Origin of the sequence: Luminiphilus sp. nBUS_16, assembly GCF_051201645.1 — a bacterium.
Lineage (GTDB): Bacteria > Pseudomonadota > Gammaproteobacteria > Pseudomonadales > Halieaceae > Luminiphilus.
On record NZ_CP179205.1, the window covers coordinates 306,328 to 323,384 of the forward strand.

Consider the following 17,057-nt stretch of genomic DNA (forward strand, 5'->3'; position numbering starts at 1 on the left):
AGAAAACGCCATTAACGCGCTCTTTACGATTTATCCCACCGCGCAAACAAAAATACATAGACGGTTAGGCAAAGATTAATCGCTATTTGAACCAGTGATAACGCCATCATCCAACCCGGTGGGTCAATCGTCTCACCAATCGGCATATTCCCTGATGTCAGCACTTGTGTTGCTGACGCAGAGCCCTCTGCAGCCATACCGCTCAGCGTGGTTAGCATCATGAAAAATGCATTTTGCGCCGCCATGGTAAAGAACGTCAGCATGACCACGCCGATTAATGCAGAGACCATTGCAGCACCACGGATAGCACTGGAAAAGTTTCTGAATAAATAAGCGACTACGACGACACACAAAGGCATTAACACGCCACATAAAAACAGCGTAGAGAAAATTGACCGATTCATTCCCATGAGACCGTACAGTTCTATTTCAGACATTCTGAACCCCCAGTAATTATTATTAAGTGCTCCAAATACCCTATGCTTCTGAACCCACGATTGCAATGTTCGGTCTGAGACGCAGCTAACGTTTCAGGGAAATCCTGAGTTCATTTACAGTGCTGTGCTGATTAGTTTGAATCGCCGTGCGCTTTGGGGAAAAGACGATTTTTGTATACCACTTGGCACTTGATGAAAATCTTACAAACCGCCACTTTTATTGTTAATGCTCACACCGGCACTTGGGGTTAAGCTATTGCCTTGTTATCATCCTGACCGTTCGGAAAGGAAGAAGTCGGCTGCGTGCCGGTGCCGAAGGAGCAACCGCCCCGGTAAACTCTCAGGCAAAAGGACCTTCTGAATTTTAAACTCTGGAGAGAGGCGCACCAGCGCACGCCGACGGGATAACGATCTCAGGCAACAGGACAGAGGGGGCATCGAACGCCGTGCAGTGGGCAGGCGTTATCGGTGCCGGGATGACCCCGGTTCACGGGGGAATCAATGAGCAATCTTAAGCAGTTGCCGCTTCATGCTGTGCACCAAACCGAAGGCGGGAAATTTGCGCCTTTTGCAGGCTATGACATGCCGGTGCAGTACACGGCAGGCGTGATGGCTGAACATTTGCACACTCGTACAAAGGCGGGCTTGTTTGATGTCAGCCATATGGGGCAGCTTAAACTTCCGCTGTCGGCCGCCGATGCTTTAGAAACTTTGCTACCTACAGCTATTCGCGCGTTGCCAATTGGGCGTCAGTGTTACAGCTTGCTCACCACAACGTCCGGGGGTGTCTTAGACGATCTTATGATTGCGCGGCGTGCCGATGACTTCTTGCTGGTGGTCAATGCCTCACGTCGCGATGCCGACCTTGAGCATTTAAGTCGCCATGTTGAGGGCATTGCCCCGGTTAATGACCGAGTGTTGCTCGCGCTCCAAGGACCTTGTGCGGAGGCTGCCACGATGGCCCTTATGCCTGACGCTGCGCACATGCGTTTTATGGATGTGGCGGTGATGCAGTGGCAGGAACATGAAATTTGGATTTCTCGCTCAGGCTACACCGGAGAGGATGGGTTTGAAATTTCCATACCCATTAATGCTGCGGAACGGTTTACCCATGCTCTGCTCCAAAACGAAGACGTCGCACTGTGCGGCCTTGGCGCACGTGACAGCCTTCGCATGGAGGCAGGTATGCCGCTCTATGGTCACGAGCTGGCAGAAGACATATCGCCTGTCGAGGCAGGCCTCTCATGGGCGATTCATCGTTCAAGACGCGCGACGGGAAAATCTCCCGGGGGATTTCTCGGTGCGGATCGCATTTTACGTGAGCTCGATCGGGGCGCGTCCAGGCGCCATATAGGTTTGTTGCCTCAGGGTCGAGCGCCGATGCGCGACGGTGTTGTACTGTATGACGCCCCTGAGGGCAGCGAGCCAATTGGTGTGATCACCTCCGGGGGTTTCAGTCCATCTAATCGCGCCCCCATTGCGATGGCGCTGATCAAATCTGAAGTAGACCCTTGCGCACCCATTTTTGGTGAGGTCCGCGGCAAACGGCTCGAGGCACAACAGGTCGCCCCCTTATTCCACCAGCCCAATTACAAGCGCTAACACAAGGAATCAACCGCAATGGCTTTTACGCCCGAAGACTACAACCCCTACGATTTTGCCAACCGACGACACATTGGTCCCTCTCCCAGTGAGATGGCTGAGATGTTTGAGGTGTTGGGTGTCAGTGATCTTGACGAGCTGATTGAGCAAACGATTCCCGCCAACTTTCGGCAGGCCCAACCGCTAAATTTCGAGGAGCCGCTGTCAGAGCGTGAATTGATTTTTAAAATGCGGCAGGTGGCGGCTAAAAATAAGGTCTTCACCACCATGATAGGCCAGGGTTTTTATGGCACGGTCTGCCCACCGGCGATTCAACGTAACATTTTAGAGAATCCCGCCTGGTACACGGCCTATACCCCTTACCAACCTGAAATTTCTCAAGGCAGACTAGAAGCCCTGCTAAATTTCCAGACGGTAGTATCTGACCTCACGGGATTGGAAGTCGCCAATGCCTCTCTGCTCGACGAAGCAACCGCAGCGGCGGAAGCGATGGTTATGGCGCAGCGGGTAGCCAAGTCTAAAGCTCGCGGCTTTTTTATTGACGAGAACTGTCACCCACAAAATATTGCCGTGATGCAAACCCGTGCTGAGCCACTCGATATCGATATCATTATTGGTGCTCCAGAAGAACTTGATGCCAGCACAGTTTTTGGGGGAATCTTTCAGTACCCCGGCACTTACGGACATATTCGCGATTTCTCTCCACAAGCCGAGCAGCTGCAGGCGGCTAAAGCGATTACCGTTATCGTCGCCGACCCTCTTGCACTGACCTTGTTGAAAGAGCCCGCTGCCATGGGAGCCGACATTGCCGTGGGGTCTACTCAGCGCTTTGGTGTGCCCATGGGTTGTGGCGGCCCTTCAGCGGCCTATATGGCATGCAGAGCCGCTTACAAGCGCAGCATGCCCGGGAGGATTGTCGGTGTATCAATCGATGCCGAAGGCAACACAGCCTACCGCCTTTCCCTGCAAACTCGCGAGCAGCACATTCGGCGCGAGAAGGCGACTTCTAACGTTTGCACCGCTCAGGCACTGCTGGCCAATATTGCGAGTTTTTATGCCGTCTTTCACGGTCCAGAAGGACTTAAAGCCATTGCCCAAACCGTGCACTGCAAAACCGTCTGTGTGGCCCGCGGACTGGAGGCTCACGGTTTTTCTGTAGAGCCCGCGACGTTCTTTGACACGATCACGGTTGAAGTTGGCGCGTTTCAGGGCACGATTATCGACGCAGCCCGCCGCGAGCGTATCAACCTGCGTAAAGTAGGCGACACGCGTGTGGGTATCTCTCTCGACGAAAGTACGCTGGTGCATGTCATCGAGCGTTTGTGGCGCGCGTTTGGCATTCATCAAAGAGACGCCGAACTCACCCCTGATTACCGACTTGACGATGAACTTATTCGACAGACTCCGTATTTAACGCATCCTATATTCCATCTCAATCGTGCTGAGACAGAAATGATGCGCTACATGCGACGGCTAGCTGATCGTGATCTCGCCTTAGACAGGGCGATGATCCCGCTGGGTTCCTGCACGATGAAACTCAATGCTGCCGCGGAAATGCTCCCCATAACGTGGCCCGAATTTGCCAACATACATCCTTTTGCTCCTGCAGATCAGACGCAAGGTTACGCCGAACTCACCCAAGATCTTAGCGCTAAGCTTTGTGAGATCACCGGCTACGACGCTATGAGCCTCCAGCCCAACTCAGGTGCTCAAGGCGAATACGCAGGCTTGTTAACGATTCGGGCCTATCATCGCGCCAGAGGTGAGGGTGAGCGCAATATTTGCCTGATTCCCGTGTCAGCCCACGGCACTAATCCGGCTTCAGCACAGATGGTGGGTCTGGACGTTGTTGTTGTCAGGTCTGCTACCAATGGTGATGTTGATGTGGCCGATTTCCGCGCGAAGGCGCAGGCGGCTGGCGATCGTCTTGCGGCCTGCATGATCACCTACCCGTCTACTCACGGCGTCTTTGAGGAGACGGTGACGGAGATCTGCGACATCACGCATGAGTACGGCGGGCAGGTTTATATCGACGGTGCCAACATGAACGCTATGGTCGGTTTGGTCCGACCGGGTGATATTGGCGGTGACGTGAGCCACCTAAATTTACATAAAACCTTTTGTATTCCCCATGGAGGCGGGGGTCCCGGTATGGGTCCTATCGGTGTAAAAGCACATTTGGCGCCTTATCTTCCCGGTCACTCAGAGATGGACTGCGACGGTGCTGTCAGTGCTGCTCCCCTTGGGTCGGCGTCAATACTCCCCATCTCTTGGGCTTACTTATTGATGATGGGTGGGGAGGGGCTTACTCAGGCAACTCGGGTCGCTATTCTCAACGCCAATTACATTGCCAAACAGCTCGAGGATGGCTTTGGCATTCTTTTCAAGGGTTCGGGCGGGCGTATTGCCCACGAGTGTATTCTCGATACTCGCCCTTTCGTTGAGTCCGCAAATGTCACAGTAGACGATATTGCAAAGCGCCTGATTGATAACGGATTCCACGCACCGACGATGAGTTGGCCGGTGGCAGGGACCCTCATGATTGAGCCCACTGAGAGTGAAACTAAGGCTGAACTCGACCGCTTCATCACCGCGATGAAATCGATCAGAGAAGAGATCGCCACAATTGAGCGGGGTGAGATGGCGATTGATAACAACCCACTTAAACATGCGCCCCACACGGTTAATTCGCTCATGGGAGATTGGGATCGTCCTTACACCCGTGAAGAGGGTTGTTTTCCGCCGGGAAGTTTTCGCATCGATAAATACTGGTCCCCCGTCAGTCGAGTAGACAATGCTTATGGGGACCGACATTTCATCTGTACCTGCCCGTCACTAGATGAATACGAGCAGACGCTTGAAAATCCTGCGGACTCCAAGTTGGCAGTCGCAGGGGAGTAACCCCTTAGGCTCTGGGAACCTCTTTGCGAGAAGTCTACTGCTCCCGACCTCAGGCCTGAGCGAATGCAGCAGTATTCGCTTAGACTTGGGGCGCTTTATATGGGGAAAATGTAGGTAAAAAAGTTGGCGGCTCAGTTGTGGAGGAAGGTTTTGTGAAAAGCTGGATACGGGATTTCAGTTGTCGTTTGTTGCCAGTGCTGTTGGGCGTGACGATCCTGAGTGGCGTCACTTCAGGTCAAATAGATATGGCCACCGAGCTCAGTGAAGGACAAACGTCCGGTGAGCTGCAGTCTACGGTGTTAATTACAGGCGCTAATCGTGGCATTGGTTTGGCGTTAGCTCGTCATTTTCACCAACAGGGCTTTGCTGTTATTCCCACCGCGCGTAAACCGGACGAAGCCCTCGAACTCAAAAAAATTGGAGTCGAGATTCTTCAGTTAGATATCACCGACCCGGCGAGCGTTGAATCTTTAAAGTCCCAACTCAAGAATCGATCGTTAGATATTTTAGTCAATAACGCCGGCATCGGAGGGCACAGTACCTCTGAACTGGAGGATCTCGACATTGAAAGGTTAAAACATACTTTTAACGTAAATAGCCTAGGGGCACTGAGAGTTACCCAAGCACTAATCCCCAATATGAAGATGGGCTCGCGAAAAATTGTCGCGAATATGAGTAGCCGTATGGGGAGCATTCAACAAAATACGGGCGGGGCGATTGGTTATCGTGCCAGTAAGGCCGCCTTAAATAGCATTAATAGGTCCCTGTCGAATGAGTTTTCAGAACAGGGTTTTATATTTGTCGTGTTGCATCCTGGCTGGGTAAGAACCGACATGACAAATGACAGTGCCACGTATTCAACGCAGGAAAGCGCGAGGGCGCTGGTCAAAGTAATCACGGGTTTATCAAAAACTGATAACGGCCAGTTTTATGATCTACACGGTCAATCAATTGCTTGGTAGTGCAGGTTGACCAGTGCGGTCGACAGATTTACGCGCTGCCCTGAGATTTTGCCACCTGATTTTCAAGCTGTTCCCAAAGGGGTGACCCCCTCAATTGCAGAACCCAGACCAGCACTGGCGCTACGGTTGGCATCAGCAAAACACTAAACTGATAGCTCACGGCTAGGACCGCCGGAGGCGGAACCCAGTCCATTGTGAGAAAGGGCTCTCCAACGACTAGCATCAGATCTTTCGCAGTCATGGCGGCTAAACCCAGCGCCATGGCCGCCCAGAGCAGAAACAAGCCCCAGGCAAAAGCGTTGATAGGGTTGTCGATGCGAGAGCCCCAAAGCAGCGCTGCGTAGAAAGGTAGGCCGTAGGACAAAAGGCGGGTGTTTAGGCGAAGGGCGAGGCCATCTTCATTAGATACGGCTAGCCTGATAACGCCGTTAATGTCGGTAAAGTTTGTGACCACTAATAAGGCTTCCGGCTCGAAGATTGTTGTCTCAATGACATCGGGTAACCAGAGGGTGAGCAGCGCATGTGCCAGCCATTTTGCAGGCGTCGCTAACAGGGGCTCAGCGATTGCCCATAAACCAAACGTTATGAAGAGCAGCAGTAGGGTAGTTAGTATCTGCTGTCGGAGGGCGATATCACGCATGTTTCGGTGTTGGGTCGGGCCGAGATAGCCAGCGAAGATACAGTGCAAAAACCAGCAATACATCGAGCATAATAAGAACCGGCCAGAGATACAGGTGAGTCCATTCAAAAATATCGAAATTCCACTGACCTAAGTAAAAAAGGCTGATGATGCGTAAGATATTAAGCAGCTGAATGGCGATAAAGCCGAGCACTATCGCTGCGGCCCTCTGGCGCCACGTCGCGGGAAAAGCCACAACTCCGGCGATGAGTACAATTGAGGCCTCCACACCATTGCAGCCCGCCTCAATAGAAACGGCGAAGCCTGAAACGGAGTCGCGCAAAACCCGCCCACTGCTGATAACGGTATCGTCAAAGGGCAGTACGACAGACGCCGCCACCCACGCTAGGGCAGCGGTAAAGGGCTGGATGACCGCTGCTTGTACAGGATTCAGTAACTCAGCAGTAAAGAGCACCATCAGGCAGGTCAAAAAAGTCAGTAAAAACTTAAACATAAAAACTCTGCGCTTGCTGGCGGATGAGTGTAGCAACCAGAGCAAAGTTGGCAACACTTGGTGATTCTGTCCGACAAACGCTTGGCGGCGAGCTGTGTCATGAGCCGCCACAGTACCGCCGATTCCCTTATTAGAGCCACTTGACTGAAACCTCTGATGTTGGCCGCCTGCAGATACTCTCTAAGTTTTAGTGGATTGCTCGAAAGGACGCCTGCTAATGCGAAATCTAGGTCGACAGTTTGATAAGCGTTAGCGCCCTCCCATGGGCCGTCACTGACGTTATCTGTGTTTGATTGTGGACTAGCGCGACCTTACACCTATGTGCTGAGGCAGGCGCTCTTTTATCAATAGCCGAGCCTTGCCGCTTGCCGCCCTGTGTTGAGGGTGTTGAAAAGACCGCTCAAAGTAGTTAGCGCATCGTCACTATGCTTAGCGGCCAGCACTGCATCACTGAACCTGCTTAAAAGTTGCGTTATGCAATGCCTAATGGAATTTTATATGCAAATGACTTAAAATGTGTGAACATAGCGGTGGTGGAGTCCAGTCAGATGGACTCACATTGCCAAACGGCACACAGGTCGTGTTGTTTTATTTTAGAGAAAAGAGCGCTTTGGCCGTCCACCTAACGGGACGGCTTTTTTTTGTCTGTCTTTTCTTAATGAGGCCTACCCTTTGTTGGGTGCGCAATGACGGTCTGACCTTGATATCGATGCGTAATCGAACTAAAAGGGTGGTGTGGTTGAGCCGCGCCAAATGTCTGGTGCCTCAAAGAACTAAGGATTTCAATGACCGCGTCGACGCTACGGCAACAATTCGATCGCGACGGTTATATCGTTCTCGATGGCTTTTTTGACGACAAGCTGATGGAGCCTATTGATCGCCTGATTCACGCACACTTTGGCGAAACTCCGGCGTTTCAACACAACGATGAGTTTTTAAGCAAGTCCCAGACAGACGTCATACCGTGGTTTCCTCAGCAGCAAGGCGTGTCCGATTTTGATGCAATTGAGAGCGACAAAAATTTTCGGGGGTTGAGCGAAGCGATCCTTGGTGAGGGATGGTATGAACAATCATGCATGGTCATGTTTTCTGGGCGAGGTTCCTCTGGACAGGCTTGGCATCAGGATTGCCCTCCGGAAGACCCACAGCAATTTAATTTGAACCGATTGGTGTATACCAGTGACATTAAAGCCGAAAGTGGTGGTCAGGTTGTTGTAGTGCCCGGCTCCCATAAAATGGGTTTGCTTCCCGCTGGGGACCCCTTGGGACAGCTAAAGGGTCAGGTCGTGCTCCAACCCAGAAAGGGCACCCTCGTACTGCTGCATGGCCATGCCTGGCATCGTGTGTTGCCCGTGAAAGCTACAACTCGAGTCTCTACTAATTTCAGGGCGGCATCGGCTACCACCCCTCAAGGTATCACTGATATTTGTGTTTATCGCAATATGCGCTACCAGTTTTCGACATCGAACGTTATTGAAGAGAGAACCGCTTAGGTATGCATAATCGCACTTTTCTTCGGTTGCTCATGAAGACCTTGGTGAGCGCTACAGATTGAGTGATTTCGCGGTGCGCCCTCAGTCAGAAAGCTTTTGGTCCGTTATTCCTGGTGCGCTCGCAGTAGCTGCGGCCTACAACGTCGGTTTATGGGGTTTGTACCTACAGCCGCAAATGCTTTCTCCTTTGATGGCAAAATTTGGTGCCGCGGAAACCGACATAGGTGTGGTCTACGGCGCAGAAAATTTCGCCTATTTCATGGCTTTGTTGTTGACCGCAATTCCAGTCACTCAATACTCCAGAACAAAAATGGCAATACTCGGCGTAGCCATCGCGGCGGTAGGCAGTGTAGCTTGCGCTTTTACCGACAACCTCGGCACTTTTATGGTGTATCGGTGCGTCGTGTCTGTAGGTGGCGGCATTGTCACTGGTGCCGCGACCGCATCAGCGGCAGGATCTAAAGACCCAGTAAGGGTTTTTGCTTTAGCGGGCATGCTTTATCTTTTTGTTTTTTCGGTGGGCAGAAAGCTCGTTCCTATAGGGCTTGAAAACTTTGGTGAAACGGGAATTTTTCTTGGCTCTGCAGTGTTTTGTGCAGTGACTATTCCGATCTATGGGTTTCTTAATCCGCCCATCAAAGCGGCGTCCTCTGGCGTGGATTTCTGGGCATTAATTCGTAACGCCCCCTACAGACTGTATGCAATTCTGGCCATGTTGGGCTTGTTTATTTATGAGCTTGGCCAAAATGCAGTGTTCACTTACATGGATAAGTTAGGTGAAAAAACGGGGCTAGCGGGTGATGAGAGGGGCTCGCTGTACTTATTGTCTTTTTCTCTGGAATTGCTAGGCGGTGGCTTAGCCGCATGGATGGGATCACGCTTCGGGAAATTTAGGCCCTTGTTATTCGGCTTAGGGCTGAACATAACCAGCGCAGCAATGTTTACGGTCGTGCAAGATCCGATCTATTACATTTATCTGCTGTTTTTATGGAATTTCTCCTATGCTTTCTCAATGCCATACATTACGGGAACGCTGTCGGCACTCGATAAAGAGGGTAGGTGGGCTGTGGCTGGTGATGCTATTTGGAATTTCTCCTCAACCCCTGGCCCCATTATCGCAACGGTGATCGTCACTCACTTTGGCTACAACCCTCTGGCGTTGTGGGTCTTCACTTCAGGTGCCCTAGGCATAACCTTGTTTTGCTACACGGGTAGAAAAGCTGACAAGCTGGGTTTGGACGGATAATCTGGCCGGAGCATTGAGAGTTTTTATAGCGCCCGATCAACCTAATCTTTTAGAAGCGAACGAGAGTGTCTCTGGCCATGTCTGATCGAAATGACGCCGTTGAAGTGAAACCCCTGCCTAGCTATGAAAGCGTGGGCGATGCGCTACCCCTTTGGACCTACGGTAACGAGGAGCTTCTGGAGCTGGAGTATCAGGAGTTCTTTCTGAACAGCTGGCAAATGGTTGGCCACGTCTGTGACTTGCAGCAGCCTGGTGACTTCATCACTTTAGATATGTGGCGCGATAGTGTGATTGTAGTGTGTGGCAAAGATCGTGTGATTCGTGCTTTCCTCAATGTTTGTCGTCATCGCGCGATGCGCCTATTGGATGGTCAAGGCAACTGTGGCAATGCCATCCAGTGCCCCTATCATGGTTGGACCTACCGCAATGACGGGTCGCTGCGTGGGGTGACACAGGCTGAAAATTTCCCGGATCTGGATAAGTCGACTCTTGGACTCCAAGAGGTTCGATTAAAAATTTACCGAGGTCATGTCTTCGTCAACTTGTGTGGGGGTGGGGCTAGTATTGACGACACTCTCGGGGCGATTAGCGAAGGCATAGATCTCTACGCGCCCGAAACCTACCAGCCACACCGGCAACCGACCTTTGAAGTTTGGGATTGCAACTGGAAGCTGGCTTGGGACAACTACCAAGAGAATTATCACATCCCTATTGGGCATCCTTGTTTGCATCGCATGGTGGAGAGCACCGATGAGGGCGTTGAGTTCAGCGGCGGTTTTAATTACGGCTACTTTGCCATGCGTGACAAGCTCTCGAAGGTACCTCAGGAGCGCCGGTATCAAGAACTGATTGCCTGCACCGATCACCGCTTCCCTGACGGAAAGGGGCGCAAATGGCTGCAATTGGCTCTGGACCCCAATATGGGCATTGAGTACTACCCAGACCTTTTTGCGCTCTTTCAGATTTTTCCTCTGGCCGTTGACAAAACTTTGGTCAAACTCGCTACCTATTCGCCACCGAATTTATCGGCTGAAGAAAAAGAGCTGCAGACCATTAATTTGGCGCTGCTTGACGAAGTGAACGACCAAGACAAGATGTTGGTGGAGCGTATTCAGCGAGGGGTCAACACTACGGGTTATCAACCGGGACCCCTCGCCCAAGAGGAGTCTTCGGTTTATAGCTTTCACGAGAGGGTGCGCGAACTTATCCCGGTCACGCGGCTCTCTGAGGCACCATTGCGGGGAACGCTTCATCAAACAAACGCAGGACTGAAGTAGCGCAGTCAATCGACTGAGGTTATTTATCGTCAGTTCACATTAGGGGTAGGGTGCTCGGTCAGTCGGGCGCTAGCGACAAAAGCGGATGTTTGCTTTTGAGTTCATGACAAGTCTGTCCCTGGCTGCAGTACTCTAATCGCCGCCTGCACTATCTGAGTACTTGGAAGTTTTTCTGACGCAGCAAAGCGGTGGGTGACATGACGACAGGCCAGAACAGTTTGTCTGAAGCACGAATGCCGCGTTTTAAGAGCAGTGCCGCCTTCTCTGGGCCGCCTTGTCGATCGAGTTGGGCCATTGCGACCTCAAAAACGGCTTCTTTTCCCGCTGAAAGTAGGGGTGCACCAGCGGCCCATTTCCCCGCTAGCATGATACAGCCGAGCCCTCCAAATGAAATCAATTGAGGCTTTGGTGACGGCCGAAAGCGCTTCATTTTGCTGCCCTCGGTGATGGCTTTGAGATTTTGCGCGACGTTCTCGCCCATATCGATGGCATGATAGGCCTGCTTAGCTAAAGAGCTAGGCAAGTCGGTGGAGTCACCTGCAATAAATACATCATCTGCGTGCAGGCTGTGCAGATAATCGTCAACCGGTGCCCAGCTTGCAGGTTTGGCGAGTCCCGATTGACTCAGCAGTGGCGCCGGCGCGGGTCCTCCGGTCCATATTGTGAGGTCACTACTCAGCGACTCCCCCGAGCCCAGCAGTACTGATTTTTGCCGGATACGTTGCGCGGTTTCATTGCAGCGAAATTCCACTGGATAGGACTCACACAAGCCCCTTATATAGTTATCAAGCCCCTTGGGGCTATTTGGAAGCAGCTGCCTCTGGGCCTCCAGCAAGGTGATTTTGAGGTTGCCCGGTGTGCCTTGACGCAGTATTTCTCCCAGTGCCTCAACGCCGGTTATGCCAGCACCAATAATGGTCACGCGGGGCGCTTTGGCTGTTGCTTTCAATGTGCGGAGTCGGTCGCTAATGGCATCGCATTGCGCCGCAGATTTGAAGGAAAAAGCATGGGCGTCAACGCCCGTGACGCCGTAATGGGCGTCTACTGCGCCAAGGGCCACTACAAGAAAGTCATATTGCAAGGTTGTGCCACTGTCGAGGACTACGCGTTTGCTCTCTGGAGCGATGGATTGGACCGACGCCTGCGTAAAACGATGCCCCATCGCGGTCATCTGATCAGCCAGATTTAAGCGGACATCCCTCGGCCGTTTGACGCCCGAGAGAATCTCGTGAATGTTCGGCAGAAATTCAAAGTGCGGTTTTTGATCTACTAGGCAAACGTCAAAACTGTGATCAGACAGCTGGCCTGCGCAACTGATGCCTGCGAAGCCGCCGCCGAGAATCAGTACGCTTGGGCGAGATTTGGATTTCTGCACGGGTTTGAGTCTCATGGGGCTGCTAATAGGGAGTGGGCTGTTTTGTCGCTGGGTTGTAAGCCCGCTAACGCCAAAGCAACAGTTTAGCAGCCTTCACTGAGCCGTTGTGAGTGCTTACTGTAAGGGCAGGTTTCAGTACATTACCCTCGAACCCTTGAAGAAGTCTGAGTAGCAAAAAATGAAGAAGTCTGAGTAGCAAAAAATCCTTTTGCATCTTTCTCTCCTCGGATACTATTTAAAGACAAGTTAAATTTATGTTGTACCGTTTAAAATGACGCATCAGCCGCACGACAAGCCGCTTTTAGGTATTCTCCAAGGCAGGTTGATTCCCAGAAAAGCCTTGCTAGAGCTGGCGGATTCTCTGGGCGTTTTTGCGGTAGCGATCACGCCAGACTCTGAAATAGATCCTCAAACCAAGACCATCAAGAATGTTGTCGCCGTTCAAGGGGGCAATACGGTCCCTTTGCCGTCTGTGCCATTCCCCCATGTCGTGTACGACATGCAATTTAGTAAGGGCAAAGGGCAAAAGCGGAGAAAGCACTTCAGGGAAATAGCCAAGGCACTGAACGCAGCGGGCAGTCACTTTATTAACCCCTACAACAGCTTGGGGCTCGTTAATGACAAGGTTGCCTTTGGTGAACTTATGTCTAGAAATGGGATAAGTTCTCCCAGCTGCTACCCCTTTAGCAAAGAATCCTTTGAAAAACTGCTTTCGGAGCACGAATCGGTGTTTGTAAAACCGGTAAGCGGAAATCAGGGCTTTGGGATTATCACAACCACACGCTCGGAATTGGGTATCGAGCTGATGTACATCATTGTGGCCAGTTGCGATACCGAAATAGAGCGCAGGCAGCGTTGGTATAAGCCCGAAAACGTTTTTGCGGCTATCGAAGATATTCGATCGGACGAGGGCTGGAGTCAGTCAGAGTACTTTCTTCAACCCTCGGTTGATTATTTCCCTTGGGATGGTCGATGGACGTGGCTTAGAGCCAGTGTTCAGCGTGCTGGGGAGGGGCGTCTGGGCGTTGTGGGCATTGTTTTCAATTATCTACACTGCTCAGAATACGGTGGCCGACATGACGATCCGCAGATTTTATACGCGAAGATCGCTGAGAACTGCGATAAATCCGCAAAGGATATTGAATACGCGTGTGCCCGTATTGCGCTGGCAACGCATCAGGTACTTGAGGACGCGATAGGACAAAAAATAGGTGAGCTGGGGATGGACATTCTTCTGGACAACAACGGCAACCCTCACATTCTTGAAGCGAACAACAAGCAGGGCAACTTGATTTACTGGGACCCGCAATACGCCGGAACACAAAATCCCGGTGGCTTTATGAACCCAGAGTTTAACGAGCGCGCTAAGGCTATGGATGTTAATCGCAATAAGGCTATTCTTCAGTATGCGGAGTTTTTGGCAGCTAAGGCGCTGGGCTCTGGCGGCGTCTAAAAGATGCCCACAAAGCGGACCCGCGCATCTTACTGCCCACGCTAGGCTCTTTGGTGCCCGAAGGCATGACAGGAAAACGATGGACGCGCATTCTCGGCGCGGTTTGAAGTATCCACGTATTTAGCGATACCCAAGTGACAGTACTTGCAAGCCTTTAATGCTTACCGAAGCCAAAGATGGCATGTGTTCTTGTATGAGCGTGAATGGGTGCTGGGTTTGCCGAAAAAAGCATAACGCGTTCTGACTAAACTCCAGCTGATGACTAGAGTTGCTCTCATCGAATGGCCTGATTGCTCGTCTCTTTAAGGGCAAAAACCAAAAAACCCGAGCCGGCTGTTATTCCGACTCGGGTTTCTTTAGGTTTCTTCAAAACCCCGACTGGGACAGCCGGGATTCAATGAAGACCTACAGAGCAGACTTTCGTTTAGAAAGCGTACCGGCCCTGTAGGTACCAAGTGCCACCGTTGAAGCCAAAAGGGCTGTCTTCGGGGTAGAGCTGGCCCAAACCACCTGGGTTAGGTGTCTTGTCTGGGTATTCGTCGAACAAGTTATCTACACCAGCCGTTAACTCAAGGCTGTCGGTGAGCTGATAAGACACCTGTGCATCCACCAAGGTTGCTGCATCTACGTTGTAGCCATTACTGGTCGATTTCCAACCACCGTAATAGTTAGCTCGCAGCAGCGTGCGCCACTTACCCTGTGTGTGTGACCAAGCCACGTTGCCCTTCACGTTAGGCAGTAACTCTTCCAAGGCTTCGACACGACCCTCACTGATTGGGTTAATGCTACCCCGATCTGTGACTTCAGTGTCGTTGTAGTTGAACGCGACGGTGACGGTGGAGAAACCACTCATTAGGTCGAAGTTCATGTTACCCACGAGGTCAACACCTTTGGTGCGGGTGTCGAAGCTGTTTGAGAAGAACCGGAACTGAGCCAAATCGTCGAGGCCAATAAAGTCCTGTCGATTAAGAACGCCGGCCTGGTCCATACCTGTCAGCGCGTCGCCCACGGTCTGGTAGCCACCGCCGTTGCCGGCAACGGTATCGGCATAGTTCAGCGCAGCCAAGAAGTCGACGTTGGCACCCAAAGCAATGCGATCTTCAACCTCAATGTCGTAGTAATCAAGTGTCCAAGTAGACGCGCCGATATCAAAGCCAATGCCAAAGGAGTAGTTCACAGCTTCTTCTGGCCCTAACTCCGGTGCACCATTACCACCGTTTGTTGCCGCGATGTAATCAGCACCCAGCTGACCGGCGGCAGAAGTCAAGGGAAGTGTTCCCTGATCTACCAAGGTGCCGTTAACGTTCTGGGTTGTCACGTTAGTGATGCTAGCCTGACCTGCAGTAGGGGCGTGGAAGCCAGTGGAGTAAGCTGCACGCAGACGCAAGGAGTCGGTAACATGAAACAGACCTGCGAGCTTGTAGTTGGTCGTGTTGTCGAAGTTGCTGAATTCCTCGTATCGCACGGCAGCCTGAACAGTCAGCCTGTCGGTGATGTCCGTTTCAACGTCCACATAGAACGCAGTGTTATCTTGCTCTGCCGAGGTATCGTTGGGGAAGCCGCCAAATCCGTTCGAGCTTGAAGAAAAGCCCTGTGAGGCTAGTGGGCCAAGTGCGTAAGACGCTGCATCACCCGCGAACAAATCAAACTCTTCTTCACGATATTCCGCCCCAACAGCGACGTTGAGCTCAGATGCTAAACCAACCTCAAAGCCGTAAGACAAGTCGAGGTTGTAAACCGTTTCTGTTTGCTCCTGCCCACCCGGCACAAAGTCTCTCGGGGTATTTGGACCCAGCGAGGCATTGATGGTGTTACGAATGTAGAAATCGGTTTTGTTCGAGCCGCGCTGTGCGCTCAGGTCATAGTTGAGGCCTGTACCCACGTTGAAAGCACCTCGAGCACCAATCGCAAATGCAGTGTCTTCGTTGGTACCACCGAACCGAGGCACAAAGCCCGCAGGAATGGTTTCAATGAAGGAGAAGCAATTGTCATCGGCTGTCACTGAAGCTAGCAGACCCGGATCAGGGATGACGCCGGCGGATCCGCCCAGAGGAATACCGTCAATACAGCTGCTGCCAACGCCCACACCGTCTAAGTCACCGACTAGAACAGACGGTACACCGCTATCGCTGGCGTAACCTGTAGCATCGACCGTTGGTCCTCTGTAGACACCAGGCCGCTGATTGCTTGTGTTTGGGCCCACGACGTTTCGGTAGAAGAAGCCGCCAGTGACTGCGCGCTCGGCGTAGTTACCGAAGGCGTAAATTTCCAGACTGTCATTAATCTCAAAGGCCGCGTTGAGAAACAACTTGGCATCGTCGTCAACATCGGGCTGACCCCAATACTGAGGCGCTTCGCCTGTATAGGTGTTGATCGCCTGAAAATCGGAAACTGGCGAGTAACCATTGGCCGCAGCAAGGGCCACGTCACTCCTGACTACGGATCTTACGGTGCCCTCGACATCCCGCATTTCACCGGTGATGTTGACAAAGCCACGGTCACCCAGGGGCAAGCCCAAATTAGCGGCCACCATGTAGTTATCGCCATCGCCTTCAAAGGTAGAGCCATAACGAGCAACAACTTCAAAGCCTTCTGCGTCATCTCTGAGGATGAAGTTCAAAACACCGGCAATAGCGTCTGAACCATATTGTGACGAGGCGCCGTCACGAAGAACTTCGACTTGCTTCAGTGCCAATGAGGGAATTGACGCGATGTCTACACCCTGCGCGCCATCAGAAATACCGCCGCCCAAAAAGGAGATGATGGAGCCGCGGTGACGACGCTTACCGTTAACCAGAACCAAAACGTTGTCGGGTGACAAGCCACGCAGGTTGGGTGGTCGCGTGATCGTCGCTGCATCACTAATGGGTTGCGCGTTAATATCAAATGAAGGAACTTGCGTACGCAACATGTCCTGCAAATCGGTAGAGCCGTTGGTGCGCATCTCAGAGCCGCTAATAACATCGACGGGTACCGGAGAATCTTGGGCAGAACGATCAGAAAGTCGGGTGCCTGTGATAATAACTTCTTCTAGCCCGGCATCTTGTGCGATGGCGGTCTGTGCCAAAGTTACCGCCAAGGCAACCCCTGAAACGCGCCATAAAGGGCGTTTATTCATTGATCTCATGTGTAGCTCCTACATCGGGAAATGAGTGTTTTGTGTTTAAGAATGTCGCTG

Annotated in this window: 12 protein-coding genes and 1 riboswitch; of the genes, 7 read left to right on the forward strand and 5 right to left on the reverse strand. The window is 51.9% G+C overall.

From position 1 onward, the window contains the following. Positions 1-23 precede the first annotated feature (23 nt). Positions 24-437, reverse strand: a complete 414-nt coding sequence (locus ACMAY6_RS01450) for a hypothetical protein (RefSeq protein ID WP_435213819.1) — start codon at positions 435-437, stop codon at positions 24-26. Between the two features lie 276 nt (positions 438-713). After that, a riboswitch (glycine riboswitch) is annotated at positions 714-802 on the forward strand. Positions 803-938: 136 nt separating this feature from the next. Here ACMAY6_RS01450 and gcvT point away from each other — a divergent pair. From gcvT to ACMAY6_RS01465, 3 genes are all read left to right on the forward strand, one after another. Next, positions 939-2,039 (forward strand): glycine cleavage system aminomethyltransferase GcvT, encoded by a 1,101-nt coding sequence (gene gcvT, locus ACMAY6_RS01455; RefSeq protein ID WP_435213820.1) that lies wholly within the window; start codon positions 939-941, stop codon positions 2,037-2,039. A gap of 18 nt (positions 2,040-2,057) precedes the next feature. Next, entirely contained in the window at positions 2,058-4,940 is a 2,883-nt protein-coding gene (gene gcvP, locus ACMAY6_RS01460) for an aminomethyl-transferring glycine dehydrogenase (RefSeq protein ID WP_435213822.1), read from the forward strand. A gap of 152 nt (positions 4,941-5,092) precedes the next feature. Further along, on the forward strand, positions 5,093-5,902 hold the full coding sequence (locus ACMAY6_RS01465; RefSeq protein WP_435213823.1) for an SDR family oxidoreductase: 810 nt from the start codon (positions 5,093-5,095) through the stop codon (positions 5,900-5,902). A 28-nt stretch (positions 5,903-5,930) separates the two neighbouring features. On the opposite strand, the gene ACMAY6_RS01470 is transcribed toward ACMAY6_RS01465, so the two are convergent. Both ACMAY6_RS01470 and xrtH read right to left on the reverse strand, forming a co-directional pair. Continuing rightward, a complete protein-coding gene (locus ACMAY6_RS01470; RefSeq protein ID WP_435213825.1) occupies positions 5,931-6,542 on the reverse strand; it encodes an exosortase H-associated membrane protein in 612 nt (203 codons plus the stop codon). Continuing rightward, positions 6,535-7,035, reverse strand: coding sequence for an exosortase H (xrtH, locus tag ACMAY6_RS01475; RefSeq protein ID WP_435213827.1), 501 nt, complete (start codon positions 7,033-7,035; stop codon positions 6,535-6,537). Before xrtH ends, ACMAY6_RS01470 begins: the two co-directional genes overlap by 8 nt. Before the next feature lie 785 nt (positions 7,036-7,820). Here xrtH and ACMAY6_RS01480 point away from each other — a divergent pair. The 3 genes from ACMAY6_RS01480 (at position 7,821) to ACMAY6_RS01490 (ending at position 11,051) form a co-directional block, all read left to right on the forward strand. After that, positions 7,821-8,528: a phytanoyl-CoA dioxygenase family protein gene (locus ACMAY6_RS01480; RefSeq protein WP_435213829.1), complete on the forward strand. Its 708-nt coding sequence runs from the start codon at positions 7,821-7,823 to the stop codon at positions 8,526-8,528. A gap of 58 nt (positions 8,529-8,586) precedes the next feature. Beyond that, positions 8,587-9,774, forward strand: a complete 1,188-nt coding sequence (locus tag ACMAY6_RS01485) for an MFS transporter (protein WP_435213830.1) — start codon at positions 8,587-8,589, stop codon at positions 9,772-9,774. Positions 9,775-9,851: 77 nt separating this feature from the next. Next, positions 9,852-11,051: an aromatic ring-hydroxylating oxygenase subunit alpha gene (locus ACMAY6_RS01490; RefSeq protein ID WP_435213831.1), complete on the forward strand. Its 1,200-nt coding sequence runs from the start codon at positions 9,852-9,854 to the stop codon at positions 11,049-11,051. A 148-nt stretch (positions 11,052-11,199) separates the two neighbouring features. Here ACMAY6_RS01490 and ACMAY6_RS01495 read toward each other — a convergent pair whose 3' ends face one another. Next, positions 11,200-12,426 (reverse strand): NAD(P)/FAD-dependent oxidoreductase, encoded by a 1,227-nt coding sequence (locus tag ACMAY6_RS01495; protein ID WP_435213833.1) that lies wholly within the window; start codon positions 12,424-12,426, stop codon positions 11,200-11,202. A gap of 271 nt (positions 12,427-12,697) precedes the next feature. On the opposite strand from ACMAY6_RS01495, the gene ACMAY6_RS01500 reads away from it, so the two are divergent. Continuing rightward, positions 12,698-13,879, forward strand: coding sequence for a YheC/YheD family protein (locus ACMAY6_RS01500; RefSeq protein WP_435213835.1), 1,182 nt, complete (start codon positions 12,698-12,700; stop codon positions 13,877-13,879). A gap of 424 nt (positions 13,880-14,303) precedes the next feature. Here ACMAY6_RS01500 and ACMAY6_RS01505 read toward each other — a convergent pair whose 3' ends face one another. Then, positions 14,304-17,006 carry a TonB-dependent receptor plug domain-containing protein gene (locus tag ACMAY6_RS01505; RefSeq protein ID WP_435213836.1) on the reverse strand — a complete coding sequence of 901 codons (2,703 nt, stop codon included), beginning with the start codon at positions 17,004-17,006 and terminating at the stop codon, positions 14,304-14,306. Positions 17,007-17,057: the final 51 nt, after the last annotated feature.